Source organism: Polaromonas sp. P3_A5 (assembly GCF_056403055.1).
The window spans coordinates 2,568,105-2,587,851 of the sequence record NZ_JBFUGF010000001.1 but is presented as its reverse complement, the minus strand read 5'-3'; the positions used below and the strand labels follow the sequence as shown (position 1 = coordinate 2,587,851).

The following is a 19,747-nucleotide window of genomic DNA, read 5'->3' as shown; positions in this document are numbered from 1 at the left end:
TGCCTTCATCCCTTAATCCCTTCATCCCTTAATCCCTTAATCCCTTCATCTGTTTGCCATGAGCCATGCTTGCCGTCGCCACTACCGTCAAACTGCTCACTGAAATCGCTCTGCTTGCATTGGCCGGCCAATGGGCGGTAGGCCTGCTGGCAGGCGCAGCCAAGGGCAGCAATCCGTTTTATCGTGTGCTCCAGCTGGTGGGCTTGCCTTGGGTCAAGGCAGCACGCTGGATATCTCCGCAGGTGGTGATGGACCGTCACCTGCCGCTGGTGGCTTTTTTGGTGCTGCTGCTGGTGTGGGCTGCCGCTGCCATTGCCAAAATCCGCATCTGCCTGGAGATCGGAGTGGCGCTGTGCAAATAGGGCAAATAAGGAACACCCTCCAATATGGTTTTCTGAAAACACGTGCACTGCTTTTGCTCGCCTGCGCCAAACGGTCTGCCGCGCTGGCCGTCTTTGATCAGATGCTGCAATTGCGCCCCGCAGACCCTTATGCGCTGGCCAGCCGCGGCCATGTGGCGGCGCAGCTCCAGCTCACGCAGGAATCCATTGCCAGCCTTCGGCAACTGACCGCTGTCAGGCCCGGGCAGGCGGCAGGCTGGTTCAACCTGGGTTACGTGTTGCAGCAGGCGGAGCGCCATGACGAGGCCGGGCCGGCCTTTGAACGCGCGGTGGTGCTGGACGCGCGCCTGGACCAGGCCTGGTATGGCCTGGCGCTGGTGCACATTCACGCGCACCGGTTTGAGGAAGCCGCCGAGGCCCTGAAAAAGAACACAGCCCTGCAGCCTTTGAGCCCTTACGGCTGGTATCGGCTCGCGCAGGTGTGGGTGGCGCTGGGCCAGCCCGCCAAGGCGCGCAAGGTGATTGCACACCTGAGTCGCTTTGAGCCGCGTGTGGCGGCCCAGTTCGAGCGCGAGAACGAGGCCGTTTTTGCGGCCACCGGCGAGGCAGCCCATGCAGCCCACTGAGAGTCACCGCCGTTACTGGCGCAAGAACCTGGTTGTGACGGCTGCGCTGCTCCTGATCTGGTTCAGTGTCACGTTCGGCGTGAGCTACTTCGCGCGGGCGCTGAATTTCACTTTTTTTGGCTGGCCTTTCAGCTTCTGGATGGGCGCGCAGGGCGCCCTGGTGGTGTATTGCCTCATTGTCGGGTTTTATGCCTGGTACATGAACCGGCTCGACATCGAGCATGACGTGGCGGACGAGGACTGAATGGGCGGCTTTTTTGGTTCGCGCGACGGGGTCATGCTCTCGAGCCAGCAGTTCAAAAAGCAGCTGGACCGCATCTACCGCTGGTACACGCTGGGCCTGGTGGTGTTTGTGGTCGTCCTGGCGCTTCTGGAACGTGCGGGCCTGCCGCGGCTATGGATAGGCACGGCCTTCCTGCTGGCCACTATCGGCCTTTATGCGGGCATAGGCGTCATGAGCCGCACCACCGACGCCTCCGAATACTATGTCGCGGGGCGGCGCGTGCCGGCGGTCTACAACGGCATGGCCACCGGCGCCGACTGGATGTCGGCGGCCTCCTTCATTGGCCTGGCGGGAACGCTTTACCTCACGGGTTACAGCGGGCTGGCCTTCATCATGGGCTGGACAGGCGGCTACTGCCTGGTGGCGCTGGTGCTGGCGCCTTACCTGCGCAAGTTCGGTCAGTTCACCATTCCGGATTTTCTGGGAGAGCGCTACGGCGGGCGCCTGCCGCGGCTCATCGGCGTGGCGGCGGCCATTCTGTGTTCCTTCACCTATCTGGTGGCGCAGATTTACGGCGTCGGCCTGATCACCTCTTACCTGACCGGCATCGCGTTCGAGCTGGGTATCTTCCTGGGGCTGGGCGGCATTCTGGTGTGCTCGTTCCTGGGCGGCATGCGCGCGGTGACCTGGACGCAGGTGGCCCAGTACATCATCCTGGTGGTGGCCTATCTCATTCCGGTGATCTGGCTGTCGGTCAAGCAGACGGGCGTGCCGGTACCGCAACTGGTTTATGGCTTTCAGCTTGAAAAGGTCACGGCCAAGGAGAAAGAGCTGACGGCCGACCCCAAAGAGTTGCAGGTGCGCGAGCTGTTCCGGCAGCGCTCGGAAGCGCTGTCGGGCAGGCTGGAGCACCCCGCCGAGTCGCTGGCCGCCGACAAGCTGGCCGCCGCCAAACGAATGGAACAGCTCAAAAGCGGCAATGCATCCGTGGCTGAAATTTCATCGGCCGCCAGGGCGATGGCCGGTATGCCCCGGGACGAGGCCGCAGCCGTCAAGGCCTGGACGGCGGCCAGGGCCGCTGCGGACGTCAAAACCCAGCCGCTTAACGGCATGCCCGCCCACGCGGCCCAGTTCTCAGGCAACCCGGACGGGACCCCGAAAGAGCAGGAGACTTACGACACTTCGCGCCGCAATTTTCTGGCGCTGGTTTTTTGCCTCATGGTGGGCACGGCGGCCTTGCCGCACATCCTCATGCGCTATTACACCGTGCCCAGTGTGCGGGAAGCGCGGCAATCAGTCACCTGGTCGCTGGTGTGTATCTTCCTGCTTTATTTCACCGCACCGGCACTGGCCGTGCTGGTGAAGTACGAGATATTCACCGTGCTGGTGGGCATGCCGTTTGACCAGCTGCCCGCCTGGGTGCATTCCTGGACGAGGGTGGACCCTTCGTTGCTGTCGGTCACTGATATCAACAAGGACAACATCCTGCAGCTCAATGAGATGAACATAGGCGGCGATATTGTGGTGCTGCTTACGCCCGAGCTGGCAGGCTTGCCGTATGTGATTTCAGGCCTGGTGGCGGCGGGTGGGCTGGCTGCCGCGCTTTCCACCGCCGACGGCCTGCTGCTGACGATTGCCAATGCGCTGGGCCACGACCTTTATTACAAGATGATCGACCCCAATGCATCAACGGTGAGCCGGGTGACGGTGTCCAAGATATTGCTGCTGATCGTGGCCTTGCTGGCGGCCTATGTGGCGGCGCAAAAGCCGGCGGACATCCTGTTTCTGGTGTCGGCCGCGTTCTCGTTTGCCGCCGCCTCGTTCTTCCCGGCGCTCAGCCTGGGGATCTTCTGGAAGCGCGCCAACGGCATCGGGGCCGTGCTGGGCATGGTGTCGGGCCTGGGCGTAACCTCGTATTACATGTTCACCAACCAGGCCTGGCTGCGCGCCACCTTCGGCATTACCTCGCCGGTGCAGCTGTGGTGGGGCATAGACCCGATTTCGGCCGGGCTTTTCGGTGTTCCGGTCGGTTTTGCGGTGATTGTGCTGGTGAGCCTGCTCACCCCGCCACCCAGCCAGAAAGTCCAGGAACTGGTGGAATACATCCGCTATCCGGACCTGAAACGTCTCTGAAAAAGCTCAAGCCACGTGGTTTGGCTGCCTGGATTGTCGGGGCGCCGTGCGCCAACGCCAAAGCGTGCCAGCCAGCCATCCCAGCATGAGCAGCCCAAACGAGACCCAGGCGATATACGACAGCCGGTTGGCCATTTCCTGACGTGCCGAGAAATTGAAAGCAAATGGCTTGTAGTTTGCGAATTTCTGGGCTTCCTCGCGTTGATCTGCACGGAAAAGATCGCCTGGTTTGCAGTTGTTTTCTTTTGGGTAAACGTAGCAGGCCGGGTTTTTCAGGTTCAGGAAACCGTTGTGCTCGGCAAGAACTGGCCCTGTTGTCAGGCCTTCTGCTGAGAATTTCTCCAGGCTGTAGCCGAAAACGGGGTTATAGCAAAATAGCGCCGACTTGCCTGCAGCCAGGAGGTTGTTGGATGTCACTCGCAGAATGCCCGTCTCGGTCTGCATGTCTGCACGGCTTCCGAGTTCCCGGATTCCTGCGGCAAATGTGCCGTCCCGTAATTTTTTTTCAGCGATTACCACACTGCGGGGGTCATATCCCTGCCACGAATAGAACTCCCGGCCTTCAAGCGCTGACTGCGCCACTGTTGCCGTGAGGCAGGCTGCCACGGCCAGGCTTTTCCAGCGTTTCCAGGTCGCGCGTTGCAGCAGCAAGCCCATACCGACGGCGAAAATGGTGATGTACACCACCAGCCAGCGTACCAGCGTGCTGGCCGAGTTGACGATGGGCAGCGTCTTCAGGAAGGCATTCCACCGCGGATCAAAGTAGTTAAGTGCCAAAGGCACGGCCAGGCTCAGCAGCAAGGCAGAGCCCAACAGAAATTGACGCCAGCCCGGAAGCCGAAATGCCGTTGTTGCTCGGCGAATCCTGTCAACCATAAGGCAAACCAGTAAAACGGCGCTCGCCATCCCGAAGTTGAAGGCCCACTCGTGCGGCGATTGCGTGGCCTGCAGGTTGGTCATGGAAGCCTTGCCGATCTGGTAGGCCTGCTGGGACTCCAGAAAAAGTGCTGCGACGGTCATTCCCGCCGCTTCATGCCATGAAGGTGCGCCCGGCAGCGGATAAAAAGTACGAGGAAAAAGGGCAAGAAAGGAAAAGGTTGCCATCAGCTTGGACGCCGAAAGCGCCAAGCCGACGACGCTGGCAATCAATCCCCTCGCCATAAACTGCCGGAGGTCACCGGCGTTCATGCAATGCAGCAGACCGATCACGAAAACAGCGAGGCCCCCCGCGAGCATCAGAGTGCTGAGGCCGGAATGCACCCAATAGGCAAGCACAACCCCCGCCAGCACTGATATCCCGGCCTGATCGAGTCGCGAGCGGATAGGCAGCAGGAGCAGTAAGGCCAGCCAAGGCACCAGGGCAAGCCCATGGAAGCCGACATGCCCGATGATGATCCGATGTGGAAGAAACCCGTTGAACATCAGCAAGCCGCCCACCAATACTGCCGCCAGGGGCCCGGTTAAAAAGACCTTGCGCGCCAGCAGATAACCGCCCCAGAACATCAGGCTCGCGCTCAGGCACAGCAACAGATATGCGGCGTTGATCGGTCCGGCCAATATGGCCAGTAACTGTGGAAACGAATAAAAAGCGGACTGTGGATCAGGAAAAAAGGGCTGACCGGCACAGAATGACGGTGTAAACCATGGGGTGCTCAATCCGTTCGTGGAAAACCAGATGTGCCCATCCAGCCAGTTGGGCAACATCAGCGAGTAGTCATGACCCAGCCATCCTCTGTCCAGAGGGAAAAAGGGCTTGAAAATCAGGCCAAGGCAGAGCAACAGGAGGCCGTATACCAGCCAGACCGCATAGGTCGCATGCCGGCCTGAAAGGCTTGCTGGCGCGTGAGGCAGTTGCATGTCGACGGCGTAGGTAGGCGGGTGCGGGATGGTTGTAGTCCAGCGCATCCGGATCTGGCGGGAGATTAACACGCAGTAACAATCAGCCAAAGAGCTTCATTGCATGGGTCATTGCGTGGGTTCTACCCGGCTGTGCCCGGTGCTGGTGCCAGCGCTTTGAAGCAGGGGGAAACTACCCCAAAAGCTGCGATTTCTTGGGTTTGCAGGTCGCTGGCCAGGCCAAACTGGCATCCGAACAAGTCTTCAGGCTATAATCATGGGCTTCGCCTTGCTGCACCCTTAACGACGCTGGGGCAGCTTCAATTAACCACAAGGAGAGTTTATGCGTCACTATGAGATCGTCTTGCTGATCCATCCGGATCAAAGCGAGCAAGTCCCAGCCATGCTGGAACGTTACAAGGGCATGATCACCGCCGGCGGTGGCAAAGTGCACCGTGTCGAAGATTGGGGCCGCCGTCAGCTGGTATACCTGATCCAGAAACTGGCCAAGGCCCACTACCTCTGCATCAACATCGAAGCCAGCCAGGCCGTGATGGAAGAAATTGAACACGCGTTCAAGTTCAACGATGCCGTGCTGCGCCACCTGACCGTGGTGAAGAAGAAAGCCGAAACCGGCCCGTCCCTCATGATGCGCAACGTCGAGAGGGAAGAAGCCCGTAAGGCCCAACAGCAGGAGTATGCGGCTTAATAGCCACCATGCTGTTGAACGCCTCGCTGCTGCGCATCTGCTTTTGAGCAGGAGCCCGCAGTGAACCACGTTGAACTGACCGCCTGTATCGCCGAGGCAAGTCCTCTTCGCTACACGCCCGCTGGAATCCCCGCCGCCAATTTCGTCCTCGAACACGAGTCCGAAATCGTCGAAGCCGGAGTCACCAGACAGGTCAAGTTGACGGTAAGGGCGGTGGCCTTCGGAGCGCTGGCTGAGCAATCAGCCAAATCCCCGCTAGGCAAACCCTTCAGGTTCACCGGTTTTCTCATCAATGCGCGCACCAGCAAAGGTGTTGTTTTTCATATCCAGGCTCTGCACAAGGTAGAGCAAATACCGAACCCCATTTAAGGAGTCCATCATGCCCGGACCAAAACGTTTCAACAAAGACAAGCGCCCCAAGCGCAATACCCAATCACTGCTGTTCAAGCGCAAGCGTTTTTGCCGCTTCACAGCCGCTGGCGTTGAAGAAATCGACTACAAAGACATCGACACCCTGCGCGATTTCGTAGCCGAAAACGGAAAAATCATCCCCGCTCGCCTGACCGGCACGCGCGCGATTTTCCAGCGCCAGATCAACACCGCCGTCAAGCGCGCTCGCTTCCTCGCGATGCTGCCTTACAGCGACCAGCACCGTAGCCTGTAAGGAGCACGACCATGCAAATTATTCTGCTCGACAAAGTCGTGAACCTCGGTAACCTCGGCGAAATCGTCAAGGTCAAAGACGGCTATGCACGCAACTTCCTGATCCCTTCGGGCCGCGCACGCCGCGCCACGGAAGCCAACAAGGCCGAATTCGAAGCCAAACGCGCCGAACTCGAAAAAGCTGCAGCAGCCAAGCTGGCCGAAATGCAGGCCCAGGGCGCAAAGCTCGGCGGCACCACCGTCAAGCTCACGCAAAAAGCCGGTGTTGACGGCCGCCTGTTCGGCTCCGTCACCAACCATGACATCTCGGCCGAGCTGACCAAGCAGGGCTTCCCTGTGCTGAAGTCGCAAATCCGCATGCCTAACGGTCCGCTGAAGATTGTTGGCGACCACGCCGTGACCGTTGCCCTGCACACCGACGTGGCAGTGGACATCACCGTCACCGTGTACGGCGAAACCGCTTAAGCGTTTTCGCCCTCCGCAAAAAAGCCGCTCGCCGAGCGGCTTTTTTCATGGCTGTTCATATCGATTGGCTATACACAAGCTCCGGGTGTATTTACACCGAATTTCCAACGCTTATTCACAACTTTGTCCACAGCGGTTTTTCGTAGCGGGCTTAGTATTTCAGTCTCTCAAGGAAACCCATGTCCGCCGTACTTTCCACCTATGACGATCCCGGCTACAGCCCCGACCGCCAGATCGCCCAGCTGCGCATTCCGCCGCACTCCATCGAGGGTGAATCCAGCGTGCTGGGCGGCCTGCTGCTCGACAACGGCGCGTGGGACCGTGTGGGCGACCTGCTGACCGACCAGGACTTCTACCGCTCCGAACACAAGCTGATCTATGCCGCCGTGGGCGCGCTCATCAACGCCTCCAAGCCGGCCGACATCATTACGGTGTACGAGCACCTGCAAAACCAGGGCAAGGCCGACGAAGTAGGGGGCCTGAGCTACCTCAATTCCCTCGCGCAATACGTTCCCAGCGCGTCCAACATTCGCCGCTACGCAGAAATCGTGCGCGAGCGTTCCATCCTGCGCAAACTGGTGTCCGCCTCGGACGAGATTTCCACCAACGCCTTTAACCCGCAGGGCAAAGACGTCGCGACCATCCTCGACGAAGCAGAGCAGAAGATCTTCAAGATCGGCGAGCAGGGCTCGCGCATGAAAGAAGGCTTCCAGAGCATGGATACGCTGGTCGTGAGCCTGCTCGATCGCGTCACCGAGATGGCCGAGAACCCGCAGGATGTCACCGGCGTGCCCACGGGCTTCTACGACCTGGACCGCATGACGTCCGGCTTCCAGGCTGGTGACCTGGTGATTCTGGCGGCGCGCCCCTCCATGGGCAAAACCGCACTGGCCATCAACATTGCCGAAAACGTCGCCTTGCTCGAAGGTCTGCCCGTTGCCGTGTTCTCCATGGAAATGGGCGCCTCGCAGCTTGCCGTGCGTATTGTCGGCTCCATCGGCCGCATCGACCAGACCCATTTGCGCACCGGTGCCCTCACGGACGAAGAATGGCCGCGCCTGACCGAAGCCATTGAAAAGCTGCGTACGGTTTCGTTGCACATCGATGAGACTCCCGGCCTCACGGTGAGCGAGCTGCGCGCCAACGCCCGCCGCCTGGCCCGCCAGTGCGGCAAGCTCGGCCTGATCGTGGTCGACTATTTGCAGCTCATGAGCGTATCCGGCGGCATGGCAGACGAGAACCGCGCCACGGCCGTCGGCGAAATCTCACGTGGCCTGAAAATGCTGGCCAAAGAGCTGCAGTGCCCCGTGATCGCGCTGTCGCAGCTCAGCCGCGGCGTCGAGTCCCGCACCGACAAACGCCCCATGATGAGCGACCTGCGCGAGTCCGGCGCCATCGAGCAGGACGCTGACATCATCATGTTCATTTACCGTGACGAGTACTACACCAAAGAGGCCTGCAAGGAGCCCGGTGTCGCCGAGGTCATCATCAGCAAACAGCGTAACGGCCCGACGGGCACGGTCAAGCTGGCCTTCCTCAACCGCATTACCAAATTCGAAAGCCTGGCCAGCGGTGGCAGCGGGGACTTTTAAGGCCTGAAGAAGCTCGCAAGCCTTCCTGTCGCATCGATGTGGCCATGGCGCAGCCGCCTCCTAGGGTTTTCCGGCGGCCGTTTTCGGGAAAACGGTGATTTAATGGCAGAAAACAGCTGCAGGCCAATCAAGCCGGGCGCAAGCAGCTATCAATACAATAGCTAAAGGAGGAGGTTCCATGCCGATGCCCCTGCGGATTCTTACCGTCACCTCACTGTAGGTCCGGGAATCCATGCCTGTTTCCTCCGTCATTTCCGCTGCCATCCCCGACGCCGACATCCTGGCGCTTTTGCGTGGCGACGCGCTGTTCGCCGACCTGTCCGGCAGCCAGCTTGCACGCCTGCTCGGCAGCCTGCACACGCTCGAATTCGCCGCCGGCGACACGCTATACGAGAAAGGCGCGCCGGCCGAATATCTATACGTGATCGAAGCCGGCGAGCTGCAGCTGACCACGCCGGCCGGCCGTACTGTGGTGCTGCCCGGTATGCGCTGCGGTGAGGAAGCCGCCTGCGACACGGCCAGCTACCTGTGCAGCGTCACGGCCGCCACGCAGGTCAGGGCGGTGCAGGTTCCGCGCGACGCCCTGGCCGAGCTGGCTGCGAAATCGCCCGCCTTGCGCAACAAGGCCTGGCTGACGCTGATGGGTTATGTGGGCGGCGAGTCCTTTCTTGCGCCGGCCCCCGGCAAGCCCGCCGCCAAAAAGCCGGCCAAACCCATTTCCCGGCGCGAGCTTGTCGGCTGGCTGGGTGTGGTGCTGGTGCCGCCCGCGATTTATTTCCTTTCCGGCATGGCCGGGCTGGTGGTAGAGGCCTCGTTGTTCCTGGCCATCCTGTCGGCCACGGTGCTGATGTGGCTGTTCAACCTGGCCGATGAGTTCGTGCCGCCGCTGGTGGCCATTACCGCGGTGTTGATCGTGGGCCTTGTGCCCTACGAAGTCGCACTGGCGGGGTTTTCGTCGCGAACGCTCACCACGCTGGTCGGTGTCTATGCGCTGGCCGCCGTGATTTCCGCCTCGGGCCTGAGCTACCGCTTCATGCTGTGGTTGTTGATACGCCTGCCCGACACGCCGTTCTGGCACCAGGCGGCGCTGCTGCTGTCGGGTTACCTGCTGTCGCCCATCATGCCTTCTGGCAATGCGCGGCTGTCGCTGGTGCTGCCGTTTTACCGCGACATGATCGAAGGCCTCAACCTGCCGGCGCACAGCAAGTCCGCCACGGCCTTGATGGCCGCCACGTTTTCCGGCGCCATGCTGTTCTCGCCGATGCTGCTGACCAGCAAGTCGTCCAACCTGACGGCTTTCGGCATGCTGCCCGTGCAACTGCAGGACCAGTTCCAGGGTCTGTTCTGGTTTGCCGCTGCCGGCGTGGCCGCGCTCACTGTCACGGCCATGCACCTGGTGGTGGTGCGCCTGTGTTTTGGGCGCACGGCCCAGGCCGCTTTGCCCAAGGAAAGGCTCAAGCGCCAGCTGGCCTTGCTGGGCGACGTCACCCGGCCCGAAAAAGCCGCGCTCACCGGTTTCCTGTTTTTCCTGCTGGGCGCCGGCACCGCCGGCTGGCACCAGATTTCTCCTGCGTGGCTGGCGGCCTTTTTGCTGGTGGGCCTGCTGCTCATGGGCTTGCTGAGCAAGAAAGACTTCCAGCAGAAGATCGACTGGCCGATGATTTTCTTTCTGCTCAGCCTCGACGGCCTGAGCCGCGCCATCAGCTACCTGGGGCTGGACACCGCACTGGCCCATTCGGCGGGCAACATGTTTGATTTCGTCGGCGGCAAAATGGTCTGGTTCATTCCGGTCGCGCTGGTGGTCACGCTGCTGCTGCGCCTGGTGCTGCCGATCACCGCCGGCATGATCGTGGCTGCGGTCATCCTTCTGCCGATCGGGCAGGCGCAGTTCATCAACCCCTGGGTCGTGGTCTTCCTGACTGCGATGTTCAGCGACATCTGGTTCATGCCCTACCAAAGCTCGCAGTACCTGCAGGTCATGGGCAGCGGGCTGGACCGCTACTACAAACACACCGATTTCCTGCGCTATAACCACTGGATGAACCTGGCGCGCCTGCTGGCGGCCTATCTCTCGATCCCTTACTGGGAATGGCTGGGCCTGGTATGAAAAATGGAACCCTCGCCGTCCTGACGGGTGCGGCCCTTCTTGTCGCGTTGCTGCTGCTGGGCATGTTCAACCTGTCCAAGCCGCGGGTGCTGGTGCTGCACAGCTCGGACCGAAGCTCCACCACCGTCGGCAAGATGGACGAAGGCATACGCCATGTCCTGGACAAAAACAGGCAGCCCTTGACTGTTCGCTGGCATTACCTCGGCATAGACCGCCTTCCCGATGAAGACCATCGCCAGGACGCCGCAAAAGAAGGCCTGCGCGCCATTGAGCAGTTCAACCCCGACCTGGTGATTGCCGTAGACGACGAAGCCCAGCAATACGTGATGCGCCGCTTCGCCGGGCAGGGCCGTCCCAGGGTGGTGTTCGCCGCCATAGACCATGAGCCCGCAGAGTACGGCTACGTGGGCGCAGCCAACGTCACCGGTGTCGCCGAGCGCCTGCCGCTGGCCGCCATGCGCGACTTGCTGCAGCACGTCAAAAAGGGCCAGCCCGTACGTGTGGCGGTGCTGGGCGACGCCGGCCCCACCAGCCAGGGTCAGCTCAGGCAGGTCGAGGCTTTCAACTGGGCGCCGCACAGCGTGGTGGCTACCCACACACTGGGCGATTTGCCCGCCTGGCAGGCTGCCACCAAGGCCATGGACGGCAAGGCCGATGTGGTGTTGGTGCTCTCGCACGGCAGTTTGCGTGCCGGGCCCGCAGCGGCCGGCGTGGTGCCCGATGCCGAGGTGATCAAGTGGCTCGAAGCCAATGCCGCGCCCTTGCCGCTGGGGGTCGATATTGAATACGTTCAGCAGGGCGGGGGGCTCAGTGTGGCGCCGTCCGCCAAGTCGATGGGGGAAATCGCTGCCGCCGACGCCCTGGCCTGGCTGAAGGCAAAACCCGCCAGTGCACCACCGCTTCCGGGCCAGGACGCGCGCTACAGCGTGGGTTTGCGCGCTGCCGCCCTGCGTGCCCGCAACATCACGCTGCCGTCGATCTACACCGAGGCCGCGCGGCTGGAGCAACTCTACTACCCCTGATACCCGCTATTACCGAGGCGTAATGGGTTCCAGCCCGGTTTTCCGGATGACGGGCGCGGCCGCCGCAGTGGTAAAGAAACGAATCAATGCACGTGCGGCATCCTGCTCGACAGCATCGGTGGCAATGCCCGCTGAAAACACGGTGACGCGCTGTACTTCATCCGGCAGTGGCCCCACGTAGTCGATGCCCGGAACCGGAAGCAGTTCGCTGACCTGCTGGAAGCCCAGTTCGGCATCGCCGCGGGCCACCACGGTGCCCACCCGCTCGCTGAGTATTTTGGTGCTCTTGCCCGCAACCTGCGCGGAAATTCCCAGGCGCTGGAACAGCTCGGTCGAGATATAGACACCGCTCGCGCTGGCCGAGTAGGCAATGGACCGGGCGTCCAACAGCGTGCGCCTGAGCGCGTCGACCGTGCTGATGTCAGGCTTGGGCGCACCTGCGCGTACAACCATGCCGATCAGGGAGCGCACCAGGTCCACCCGGCTGCCGGCTTGCACCTTGCCCTGGCTGATGAGCGCATCCAGCGCCGGCGCCGCCAGGATCACGATGTCGGCCCGCTCCTTGCGCGCCAGCCTGTTCGGAATGGCATCCGGTGCGTCGCCCATGGAAGCGCCATACGCCGTGATGACTTTGTGCCCGGTTGCACGCTCAAAGGCCGGCACCAGCTCGTTGTAGGCGGCGGTAAAGCCGCCCGAGGTCATCACATGAATGTCGGCCGCCCACGCGGCGCCGCCGGGCCACACCAGCACGGGCAGCAGCAGCCAAAAGATCCTGCAGAACTTCAGAAGTTGTTGCATGCCATCTCCTCGTTTTCTTCGATTTGCAGCGTGGATGCGTGGCTCAGCGCACGCACTCAAACCCGTACTGCTCGGGGGTCGGCTTTGTCACCAGCCGGGCGTGCAGGCCGCGCTTCTGGCATTCCATTTCAGCGATGTCGGTGGCTTCGCCCAGTTTCGACGGGCGGGCTTTGACCACAATCAGTTTGTCATTGACGCTGACCAGTTCGGCGGCGCAGCCGGACATCAGGACGCAGGCGAGCAGGGGGAGCAGTGTTTTCATGGTTGTTTCCTTCTAAAGATAAAGACAATTTTGGCCGTCAGGGTTTTTAAGTAAAAAGCGGTTGAAACCCTTTGTGGATAAGCGCAGCCAGCTATCAATTTGGTAGCGTATTGCGGCCGCGCTTACCCCAGCCCCAGCGCTTTGTACACCCGCAGCGCGCCATAGGCATCGTTGGCCGCATAAATGATCTGCGCTTCCGTCAGCCTTTCATTGGCCCAGTTGGAGGTGGCGGCCTTCTTGGACTTGAGGAAGCGCTTGTTGAACATCACGGCCACGGCGCCGCGCACACCCATGTCCTTGCGGTAGCCGCGCTCGCGGAACACCACGTTCAGGTCCAGCACGCCCTGCAGGTCTGTGCCCAGCTTGCGGATGATGCGGCGCTGGTCGTCCCCCAGGCCGAAGCCGGCCTTGATGATGGCGGGCGAGCTCAGCAGCAGCCCGACCACGCGGCGGCATTCGGCGTCTTCGAGCTGGAAGATCCAGGCCTTGTCGAGCGCCGAAAGCTGCACGATGTGCGGCCCTTCAGAGGCCTCGTTTTTGGCAAAGGTCGGTTTCGACTCGGTGTCAAAGCCCAGCACCGTGGCGCCAGCCAGGGCCTGCAGCGCTGCGGCGGCCTGGGCCGGTGTCGCCACCACCTGGATCTGTCCCAGGCTCAACCGGTCAAACGGCTCCAGCAGGGCAATTTCTTCTTTTCCGGGGGTTGGGTGACGCTCTGTCATGGGTATTGGGGCATAAGTGGGCAAAAAACAGGGCTGCGGCAAGGTCTGTGCAAGGCTAGAGCTTACAGTCAGGGTTAACGCATTACACCGGACAGCCCCCGACCGCCCTCACTCACCCACACCATGGCAGCAGCACAAAGCATCACCACCGAGCAATACAAGCTCTTTCCGTCGCCGCGCAACCGGCACCGTACGATTTTTCTGCACCAGGTGTTTGTGCCGCACTCCTTCATGCTGATCGACATGGAAAGCTACGGGCTCAAGGGCAAATACAGCCTGTTCGGCGCCTGCCGCCTCGCCGACATGCGCATGGGGCAATTGGTGACGCTGGAGCTGCCCGAAGACGAGGCGACCTTCAACGCGAAGTTTGTGCCGGACTGACACGAGCCGTGCATTCAGCCCGATTTACCGGATGCCGCTGACGCCGCGCAGCATTTCATGCACGTCATGCGTCATTACCGCCAGAAACGCCGCCAGGGCCAGGTAATAAAAGCCGTATTCAAAGCGCGTGGCCGCACTGGTGGCGTAATAGGTTTTCGCCTCTTCGCTGTCTGATTTGTAGCGTATGGCCTTCAGCAGCTGCGGCCCGGCCAGCAGCGCCATCAGGATCAGCATGGGGCTGGGCCGCCAGAAGAACAGGCCCACCAGCACCGGCACCCCCAGAAACCAGATGCGCGGCGACAGCACCGCGGTGATGCGGCCTCCGTCAAACGGCGACAGCGGAATCAGGTTGAAGAGGTTCAGGAAAAAGCCGGAATAGGCAATCGCCAGCAGCAGATTGCTGTCCTGGTCGCGCGCCAGAAAATAGCAGGCCAGCGCGCCTATCGTGCCCAGCAGCGGGCCGCCCAGGCCTACATACGCTTCGGTTTCGGCGTCATGCGGCATGTCCTTGAGCTCTACCCAGGCGCCCACAAACGGAATGAAGGTGGGCGCGCCCACATTGAGGCCGCGCTGCCGCGCCGCAATGTAGTGGCCCATTTCATGCACAAACAGCAGCGCCACAAAACCCACCGCGTAGCGCCAGCCGAACAACAGCGCGTAGGCAAACACCGAAATCAGCATGCTGCCGCCCGTGAGCAGCAACTTGCCGAACTTGGCGCCGGTGAAAAGCAGCAGCAGGAGTTTCGTCACGCGAAGGTGCTTTTCAGGCGGTGGGCGGTGCGGGAGGTTTTGCCGGGGTGGTTGGCGCGTTTGCCGCACTGCCGAATGCGGCAGGAACCGTCTCCTGCTCGGCGGCCGCGACCGGCATGGGCGCTGCAGCCGGTTTGCGCTTGAAGTATTTCAGGAACACCGCGCCAAACCCCGCCACGGCCAGAAAGATCACCTTGGCAAATTTGGCAAAAAAGAGCGCGGCGACGGCGAAGAAGCCGAGTTTTTTCGCGGCCACGCCCAGCACCAGCGCGGCCAGGCCGTATTCGGCCACCTTGTCGGTTTTGGAATTGAAATCGGCGTAGCGTTTGCCGTCGTTGTATTGCAGGGCCGACAGCAGCTCCGCGGCGACGGGTTTGTCTTTCGGCAAATCATTCAGCGCCGTCACCAGGTTCAGGCTGAAGTAACCTTCACGCCCCAGCGCATAGGTGTTGTAGTTCACCCCTTGCGCGGCATCGGGCGCTGCGCCGCGGTCCTTGCTGGACATGGCCCACACCAGCCGGTGGGTGGCGGCGTTGTAGGCCGGTTTTTCGGCCCAGCCGACAATTTCCATTTCAGGAAAACCCATCTTCTTGCGTTCGCTGTTCGAGGCCTCTGTGCCTTCGCGGTAGCTTTTGAGAAGGTCGTCGGCGTTCCAGTCCTTGGCGTCGTCGTCTTTCACGTAGCCTGCGGACTCAAAGCGCACCGTGACAAACCAGGAGTCGTTGGCCGCCGGAAACACCAGGCCCTGCAGCCGCGAATCCTTGCCGGGGTTGCCCATGGCATTGAGAAGCCTGGCGGCCTGCGGCTGCGGCACAAAAATGCGGCCGGCCGGCAGCTTCAGCACCGCCTGGTCGGCCAGGGCAATATCCTGCGGGCCTTCCTTGGCTGCTGTACGGGCTTCTGCCCAGATTTTTTCGGCTTCGTCTTTTGTCATCGGCTGCGCCATGGCAGCACCGCAAGACAGCACAACCGCCAGCGCACAGATGCGCGTCCACAAATGGTTCATCAAGTCCTCCCTGTTGGAATAAATTTCCGGATATTCTGACACGGGCTTTGGGGGAACCGGCGGCTGTTTGATCTGGATCAACAGCGCCCCTGATCGCCTCCCTATAGTCAAACTGGCTGCACGGTGTCCGGTTGGCTCTTCCCGGCGCTTCCTGGCGCTTCCCGGTTGTTGCCGGGTCGGCTGGCCGGCAGGGTGCATCCGTTAACCAGGGGAAAGATCCATGAGCATCCATCACGTCAGCTACCACAGTGGGGAATTGCCCGCGCCTCCCGCCGCTGCGGGCCTGGTTGACCTCACCATGCCGCTGGCCGGCTTCTCGCAATGCCACTTCGGTATCGTGTCCCAGCTGCAGGCTTTCGCCGAACTGCCGGCCTTGCTGGCCGCGGCGGCGCAAGCGCGCAACGTCGCTTCGCACACGCTCAGCCTCTTCAAGTACGCGGTGGCAGGCCACCATGCCGACGAAGAAAATGAGTTGTTCCCGGCGGTGTTGCGCAGTGCCGCCAAGGGGGAAGAGGCCGACAAAGTCAGCGCGATGATCAAGCGCCTGGTGGCCGAGCACCGCAAGATCGAATCGATCTGGAAAGACCTCGAACCCGCAGTGAAAGCGGCGGCAAAAAACCAGCCGGCAGAGCTGGACCTGCAAGCGGCGGAGGCGCTGGTGCAGGCCTACCTGAAACACGCGCGCTTTGAAGAGGAAGAATTCCTTCCGCTGGCCGAAACCATCCTCGGGCGCAACGGCAACCACATGGCGGCACTGGGCCTGTCGCTTCACCTCAGGCATGCGCCCATGGTGGTGGGGCATGTCTAGGCGCTTGCGTGGCTGAAATGTGTTGCACCGGAATATTCAAGCAAAAACAGGCTGTAGCCCAATAGGGTAAAGCGCAAGCAGCTATTAAAAGTATAGCGTTCCGGGTGCTGAAAATCTGCCGTGCGGCGGCCGCCTTCAGCCCTGCAGCTGCTGCGCCAGCAGTACCGCGACGTGAATCGCCTCGCGCTGCGCGCCGTCCCTGATCTGGTGGCGGCAGCTGGTGCCGTCGGCCACCACAATGGCGTCGGGCTGCTTGCGCACCGCTGGCAGCAGGCTGAGTTCGGCCATCTGCATCGACACCTCGTAGTGGTTGGCCTCGTAGCCAAAGCTTCCTGCCATGCCGCAGCAGCTTGACTCGATCAGCTCAGGTTTTGCGCCGGGAATCAGCTTGAGCACATCCATGATAGGGCTGACCGCGCCAAAAGCTTTCTGGTGGCAGTGGCCGTGCAGCAAGATGGGTTGGGCCGTCGCTTTCAGCCGGCCCTTGAGCTTGTCGAGTTTGCCGTCGGCTGCCTCGCGCGCCAGAAATTCCTCCAGCAGCAATGCATGGCGGCTGATGGTGTGCGCTGCTTCGCCCAGGCCCATCACCAGCATCTCGTCGCGCAGCGTCAGCAGGCAGGAGGGCTCTAGGCCGACGATGGCGATGCCCTTTTCGGCAAAGGGCAGCAGGGCTTCCACCACCTCGCGCGCCTTGGCTCTGGCCTTGCCTACCATGCCGCTGGCCAGGTAAGTGCGGCCGCAGCACAGGCTCTTGCCGTCGGCCTCGGTTTTCGCAGCCACATGCACCGTGTAGCCGGCGGCCTGCAGCACCTTCAGTGCAGCCAGTGCGTTTTCTGACTCAAAGTAGCCGTTGAAAGTGTCCACAAACAGCACGACCGGCCGTGCGGCGGCCAGCACTTCTTCGCGGCTGGCGGTCGTGATGCTTCCTTTCGACGCCGCGCCGGGTTTGTTCAGGCGCTTCCAGAAGGTCTGGCGCGTCCATTGCGGCAGTGTGCGGCGGGCCGACAGGCCCATCAGTTTTTCGCTCCAGGCCGCCAGCACCGGCACCTTGTCGCGCAGGTTCAGCAGCGGCGCCAGGCGGCTGGCCCAGTGGGCATAGTCGGGCAGGTACGCCACCATCTTGTCTTTGAGCGTGTAGCCGTGCTTGTGCTTGTAGTGGTGCAAAAACTCCACCTTCATTTTGGCCATGTCCACACCGGTGGGGCAGTCGCGCTTGCAACCCTTGCAGCCCACGCACAGGTCCATGGCTTCCTTTACAGCCTCGCTGGTGAAGGCGTCTTCGGCCTTCATCCCGTCGAGCTGCCCGCTCAATGCCAGGCGCAGTGTGTTGGCGCGTCCGCGCGTCAGGTGCTGCTCGTCGCGTGTCACGCGGTAGCTGGGGCACATGGTGCCGGCATCAAACTTCCGGCAATGGCCGTTGTTGTTGCACATCTCCACGGCCTTGGCAAAGCCGCGGGCCGGGTCGCCGCCGCTGCCGGGTGCGCTGGTTCTTTCGGTGGCCGGGTCGTTCTGCACGTCCCAGGCGCGCCAGTCCAGCGCGGTCTTCAGGGGAATGACACGGTAGCCCGGCGGAAACCGCATCAGCCGCGTGTCGTCCATCTTGGGCGGGTTGATCATGCGTCCGGGGCTCAGCAAGCCCGCCGGGTCCATGTATTGCTTGATGTCGGCGAAGGCCTGGCTGATCTCCGGGCCAAACTGCCACTTGATCCACTCCCCGCGGCACAGGCCGTCGCCGTGTTCGCCGCTGTAGGCACCCTTGAACTTGCGCACCAGCACGGAGGCTTCTTCGGCAATCGCGCGCATCTTGGGCGCGCCTTCACGTCGCATGTCCAGGATGGGCCGCACGTGCAGCGTGCCGACGGAGGCATGGGCATACCACGTGCCCTTGCTGCCGTACTTCCTGAAGATCTCGGTCAAGGCGTCGGTGTAGGCGGCCAGATGCTGCAGCGGCACGGCGCAGTCTTCGATAAAACTCACCGGCTTGCCGTCGCCCTTGAGGCTCATCATGATGTTGAGGCCGGCCTTGCGCACCTCCCACAGGTTTTTTTGCGGTGCGTCCTCGGTCATCTCCACCACCGAGTCGGGCAGCAGCAGGTCGCCCATCAACTCGCCCAGGCGCTTGAGCTTGGGCAACAGCTCGGCCTTGCTGGCACCCGAAAACTCCACCAGCAAAATGGCCGCCGGATCGCCGATCAGCGCGCTGCGGATCGTCGGCGCAAAGGCCGGGTTTTGCAGCGACAGGTCAATCATCGTGCGGTCGACCAGCTCTACCGCAGTGAGCGTGCCTTCGCCGATCTTGACGATGAATTGCGCCGCATCCATGGCGCGGTAAAAGGTCGGGAAATTCACCACACCCAGCACCTTGGCCCGGGGCAGTTCGCTCAGTTGCAGCGTCAGCGACCGGGTCAGCGCCAGCGTGCCTTCGCTGCCTATGAGCAGATGCGCCAGGTTGACCGAGCCGTCGCTGGTGTAGGGCCGCTCGCTCTGCGGGTCGAAGATGTCCAGGTTGTAGCCGCCCACGCGCCGCATGACTTTGGGCCAGCGCCGCTTGATGAGGGGGTGCAGCTCCTCGGCCAGCGCACGCACGTGGCTGCCCAGCTCGCGTGCCTTGCCGCTGCTGCCGGCGTAAGCGCCCAGCTGCAGCAGGCTGCCGTCGGATGTCCAGGCTTTGGCACCCAGCACGTTGTGCACCATGTTGCCGTAGGCAATGCTGCGGCTGCCGCAGGAGTTATTGCCCGCCATGCCGCCCAGCGTGGCCTGGGCGCTGGTCGAAACATCCACCGGGTACCACAGGCCGTGTTTTTTCAGGGCGGCATTCAGGTGGTCCAGCACAATGCCGGGCTCTACCTCGGCGGTACGCTCTTGCGGGTTCACCGCCAGGATGTTGCGCACATGCTTGGCGTAGTCGATGACAAGGCCGGTGCCCACGGTTTGCCCGCACTGGCTGGTGCCGCCGCCGCGCGGCACGATGGGCACCTGCATGTCGCGGCAGATGTCCAGCGCGGCCTTCACGTCGTCTGCCGTGCGCGGCACAAACACGCCCACAGGCATGACCTGGTAGATGGAGGCGTCGGTGGCGTAACGGCCCCGGTCGGCCGGCGAAAACAGCACTTCGCCCTGTGTTTCGGCGGCCAGCCGTGCCGCAAGCCTGCCGGCAACTTCATTGCTGATGCGGGCCACGTTGTCGTAGGCGTGGGCCGCGGCCTGCCGGGATATCTTGAGTGGAAGGGGGGCGTTCATCGCGGGCGATCCGGGTTTTGTGTGGGTGTTGAGGCCCGGCCCTGAAGCCAGGCAAAGGTCACGTTG

20 protein-coding genes are annotated in these 19,747 nt (G+C 62.0%); 13 read left to right on the top strand and 7 right to left on the bottom strand.

What is annotated here, in order from left to right; all coding sequences use genetic code 11:
• Positions 1–65 precede the first annotated feature (65 nt).
• Genes AC1DU8_RS12270 through AC1DU8_RS12255 form a run of 4 tightly spaced genes read left to right on the top strand, consistent with a single transcriptional unit; the run spans position 66 to position 3,323 of the window.
• The gene (locus AC1DU8_RS12270; protein WP_457278789.1) at positions 66–362 is read left to right on the top strand and encodes a hypothetical protein; all 297 of its coding nucleotides are present in this window, start codon (positions 66–68) and stop codon (positions 360–362) included.
• Between the two features lie 53 nt (positions 363–415).
• Positions 416–967: a tetratricopeptide repeat protein gene (locus AC1DU8_RS12265; protein ID WP_477726809.1), complete on the top strand. Its 552-nt coding sequence runs from the start codon at positions 416–418 to the stop codon at positions 965–967.
• Positions 954–1,211 carry a DUF4212 domain-containing protein gene (locus tag AC1DU8_RS12260; RefSeq protein ID WP_457278787.1) on the top strand — a complete coding sequence of 86 codons (258 nt, stop codon included), beginning with the start codon at positions 954–956 and terminating at the stop codon, positions 1,209–1,211. The genes AC1DU8_RS12265 and AC1DU8_RS12260 overlap by 14 nt, the downstream gene beginning before the upstream one ends.
• The gene (locus AC1DU8_RS12255) at positions 1,212–3,323 is read left to right on the top strand and encodes a sodium:solute symporter family protein (protein ID WP_457278786.1); all 2,112 of its coding nucleotides are present in this window, start codon (positions 1,212–1,214) and stop codon (positions 3,321–3,323) included.
• Between the two features lie 6 nt (positions 3,324–3,329).
• Here the strand turns inward: AC1DU8_RS12255 and AC1DU8_RS12250 are convergent, their stop codons facing one another.
• Positions 3,330–5,180, bottom strand: a complete 1,851-nt coding sequence (locus tag AC1DU8_RS12250) for a hypothetical protein (RefSeq protein WP_477726808.1) — start codon at positions 5,178–5,180, stop codon at positions 3,330–3,332.
• 322 nt (positions 5,181–5,502) lie between these two features.
• Between AC1DU8_RS12250 and rpsF the strand changes: the two genes are divergently transcribed.
• From rpsF to AC1DU8_RS12215, 7 genes are all read left to right on the top strand, one after another.
• A complete protein-coding gene (gene rpsF / locus AC1DU8_RS12245; RefSeq protein ID WP_007871089.1) occupies positions 5,503–5,868 on the top strand; it encodes a 30S ribosomal protein S6 in 366 nt (121 codons plus the stop codon).
• A 60-nt stretch (positions 5,869–5,928) separates the two neighbouring features.
• Positions 5,929–6,237 carry a primosomal replication protein N gene (gene priB, locus AC1DU8_RS12240; RefSeq protein WP_457278784.1) on the top strand — a complete coding sequence of 103 codons (309 nt, stop codon included), beginning with the start codon at positions 5,929–5,931 and terminating at the stop codon, positions 6,235–6,237.
• A gap of 10 nt (positions 6,238–6,247) precedes the next feature.
• Positions 6,248–6,532 carry a 30S ribosomal protein S18 gene (gene rpsR, locus AC1DU8_RS12235; RefSeq protein WP_077592883.1) on the top strand — a complete coding sequence of 95 codons (285 nt, stop codon included), beginning with the start codon at positions 6,248–6,250 and terminating at the stop codon, positions 6,530–6,532.
• 11 nt (positions 6,533–6,543) lie between these two features.
• On the top strand, positions 6,544–6,996 hold the full coding sequence (gene rplI / locus AC1DU8_RS12230; protein ID WP_457278783.1) for a 50S ribosomal protein L9: 453 nt from the start codon (positions 6,544–6,546) through the stop codon (positions 6,994–6,996).
• Positions 6,997–7,175: 179 nt separating this feature from the next.
• Positions 7,176–8,588, top strand: a complete 1,413-nt coding sequence (gene dnaB / locus AC1DU8_RS12225) for a replicative DNA helicase (protein ID WP_457278782.1) — start codon at positions 7,176–7,178, stop codon at positions 8,586–8,588.
• Positions 8,589–8,820: 232 nt separating this feature from the next.
• Entirely contained in the window at positions 8,821–10,695 is a 1,875-nt protein-coding gene (locus AC1DU8_RS12220) for an SLC13 family permease (protein ID WP_477726807.1), read from the top strand.
• On the top strand, positions 10,692–11,717 hold the full coding sequence (locus AC1DU8_RS12215) for an ABC transporter substrate-binding protein (RefSeq protein ID WP_477701887.1): 1,026 nt from the start codon (positions 10,692–10,694) through the stop codon (positions 11,715–11,717). The genes AC1DU8_RS12220 and AC1DU8_RS12215 overlap by 4 nt, the downstream gene beginning before the upstream one ends.
• 9 nt (positions 11,718–11,726) lie before the next feature.
• Here AC1DU8_RS12215 and AC1DU8_RS12210 read toward each other — a convergent pair whose 3' ends face one another.
• From AC1DU8_RS12210 to AC1DU8_RS12200, 3 genes are all read right to left on the bottom strand, one after another.
• A complete protein-coding gene (locus AC1DU8_RS12210) occupies positions 11,727–12,515 on the bottom strand; it encodes a substrate-binding domain-containing protein (RefSeq protein WP_477667141.1) in 789 nt (262 codons plus the stop codon).
• 43 nt (positions 12,516–12,558) lie between these two features.
• Complete coding sequence (locus tag AC1DU8_RS12205) at positions 12,559–12,777, bottom strand: hypothetical protein (RefSeq protein WP_457278778.1); 219 nt, start codon at positions 12,775–12,777, stop codon at positions 12,559–12,561.
• A gap of 122 nt (positions 12,778–12,899) precedes the next feature.
• Entirely contained in the window at positions 12,900–13,496 is a 597-nt protein-coding gene (locus AC1DU8_RS12200; protein ID WP_457278777.1) for a 3'-5' exonuclease, read from the bottom strand.
• 123 nt (positions 13,497–13,619) lie between these two features.
• Between AC1DU8_RS12200 and AC1DU8_RS12195 the strand changes: the two genes are divergently transcribed.
• The gene (locus tag AC1DU8_RS12195; RefSeq protein WP_457278776.1) at positions 13,620–13,877 is read left to right on the top strand and encodes a hypothetical protein; all 258 of its coding nucleotides are present in this window, start codon (positions 13,620–13,622) and stop codon (positions 13,875–13,877) included.
• 24 nt (positions 13,878–13,901) lie between these two features.
• Here the strand turns inward: AC1DU8_RS12195 and AC1DU8_RS12190 are convergent, their stop codons facing one another.
• Complete coding sequence (locus AC1DU8_RS12190) at positions 13,902–14,627, bottom strand: site-2 protease family protein (RefSeq protein ID WP_457278775.1); 726 nt, start codon at positions 14,625–14,627, stop codon at positions 13,902–13,904.
• 13 nt (positions 14,628–14,640) lie between these two features.
• A complete protein-coding gene (locus AC1DU8_RS12185) occupies positions 14,641–15,633 on the bottom strand; it encodes a DUF2167 domain-containing protein (RefSeq protein ID WP_477726806.1) in 993 nt (330 codons plus the stop codon).
• A gap of 220 nt (positions 15,634–15,853) precedes the next feature.
• On the opposite strand from AC1DU8_RS12185, the gene AC1DU8_RS12180 reads away from it, so the two are divergent.
• A complete protein-coding gene (locus AC1DU8_RS12180) occupies positions 15,854–16,441 on the top strand; it encodes a hemerythrin domain-containing protein (RefSeq protein WP_477701891.1) in 588 nt (195 codons plus the stop codon).
• Between the two features lie 135 nt (positions 16,442–16,576).
• Here AC1DU8_RS12180 and AC1DU8_RS12175 read toward each other — a convergent pair whose 3' ends face one another.
• Positions 16,577–19,681 (bottom strand): FAD-binding and (Fe-S)-binding domain-containing protein, encoded by a 3,105-nt coding sequence (locus tag AC1DU8_RS12175; protein ID WP_477726805.1) that lies wholly within the window; start codon positions 19,679–19,681, stop codon positions 16,577–16,579.
• Positions 19,682–19,747 lie beyond the last annotated feature (66 nt).

Excerpts from the sequence above, each read along its gene's own strand:
- AC1DU8_RS12270 (WP_457278789.1), top strand. The coding sequence starts at position 66 with ATGCTTGCCGTCGCCACTACCGTCAAACTGCTCACTGAAATCGCTCTG.
- AC1DU8_RS12255 (WP_457278786.1), top strand. The coding sequence starts at position 1,212 with ATGGGCGGCTTTTTTGGTTCGCGCGACGGGGTCATGCTCTCGAGCCAG.
- AC1DU8_RS12250 (WP_477726808.1), bottom strand. The coding sequence starts at position 5,180 with ATGCAACTGCCTCACGCGCCAGCAAGCCTTTCAGGCCGGCATGCGACC.
- AC1DU8_RS12180 (WP_477701891.1), top strand. The coding sequence starts at position 15,854 with ATGAGCATCCATCACGTCAGCTACCACAGTGGGGAATTGCCCGCGCCT.
- AC1DU8_RS12195 (WP_457278776.1), top strand. The coding sequence starts at position 13,620 with ATGGCAGCAGCACAAAGCATCACCACCGAGCAATACAAGCTCTTTCCG.
- AC1DU8_RS12215 (WP_477701887.1), top strand. The coding sequence starts at position 10,692 with ATGAAAAATGGAACCCTCGCCGTCCTGACGGGTGCGGCCCTTCTTGTC.
- dnaB (WP_457278782.1), top strand. The coding sequence starts at position 7,176 with ATGTCCGCCGTACTTTCCACCTATGACGATCCCGGCTACAGCCCCGAC.
- rpsR (WP_077592883.1), top strand. The coding sequence starts at position 6,248 with ATGCCCGGACCAAAACGTTTCAACAAAGACAAGCGCCCCAAGCGCAAT.
- rplI (WP_457278783.1), top strand. The coding sequence starts at position 6,544 with ATGCAAATTATTCTGCTCGACAAAGTCGTGAACCTCGGTAACCTCGGC.
- AC1DU8_RS12175 (WP_477726805.1), bottom strand. The coding sequence starts at position 19,681 with ATGAACGCCCCCCTTCCACTCAAGATATCCCGGCAGGCCGCGGCCCAC.
- AC1DU8_RS12185 (WP_477726806.1), bottom strand. The coding sequence starts at position 15,633 with ATGAACCATTTGTGGACGCGCATCTGTGCGCTGGCGGTTGTGCTGTCT.
- AC1DU8_RS12210 (WP_477667141.1), bottom strand. The coding sequence starts at position 12,515 with ATGCAACAACTTCTGAAGTTCTGCAGGATCTTTTGGCTGCTGCTGCCC.
- rpsF (WP_007871089.1), top strand. The coding sequence starts at position 5,503 with ATGCGTCACTATGAGATCGTCTTGCTGATCCATCCGGATCAAAGCGAG.
- AC1DU8_RS12205 (WP_457278778.1), bottom strand. The coding sequence starts at position 12,777 with ATGAAAACACTGCTCCCCCTGCTCGCCTGCGTCCTGATGTCCGGCTGC.
- AC1DU8_RS12260 (WP_457278787.1), top strand. The coding sequence starts at position 954 with ATGCAGCCCACTGAGAGTCACCGCCGTTACTGGCGCAAGAACCTGGTT.
- AC1DU8_RS12220 (WP_477726807.1), top strand. The coding sequence starts at position 8,821 with ATGCCTGTTTCCTCCGTCATTTCCGCTGCCATCCCCGACGCCGACATC.
- AC1DU8_RS12200 (WP_457278777.1), bottom strand. The coding sequence starts at position 13,496 with ATGACAGAGCGTCACCCAACCCCCGGAAAAGAAGAAATTGCCCTGCTG.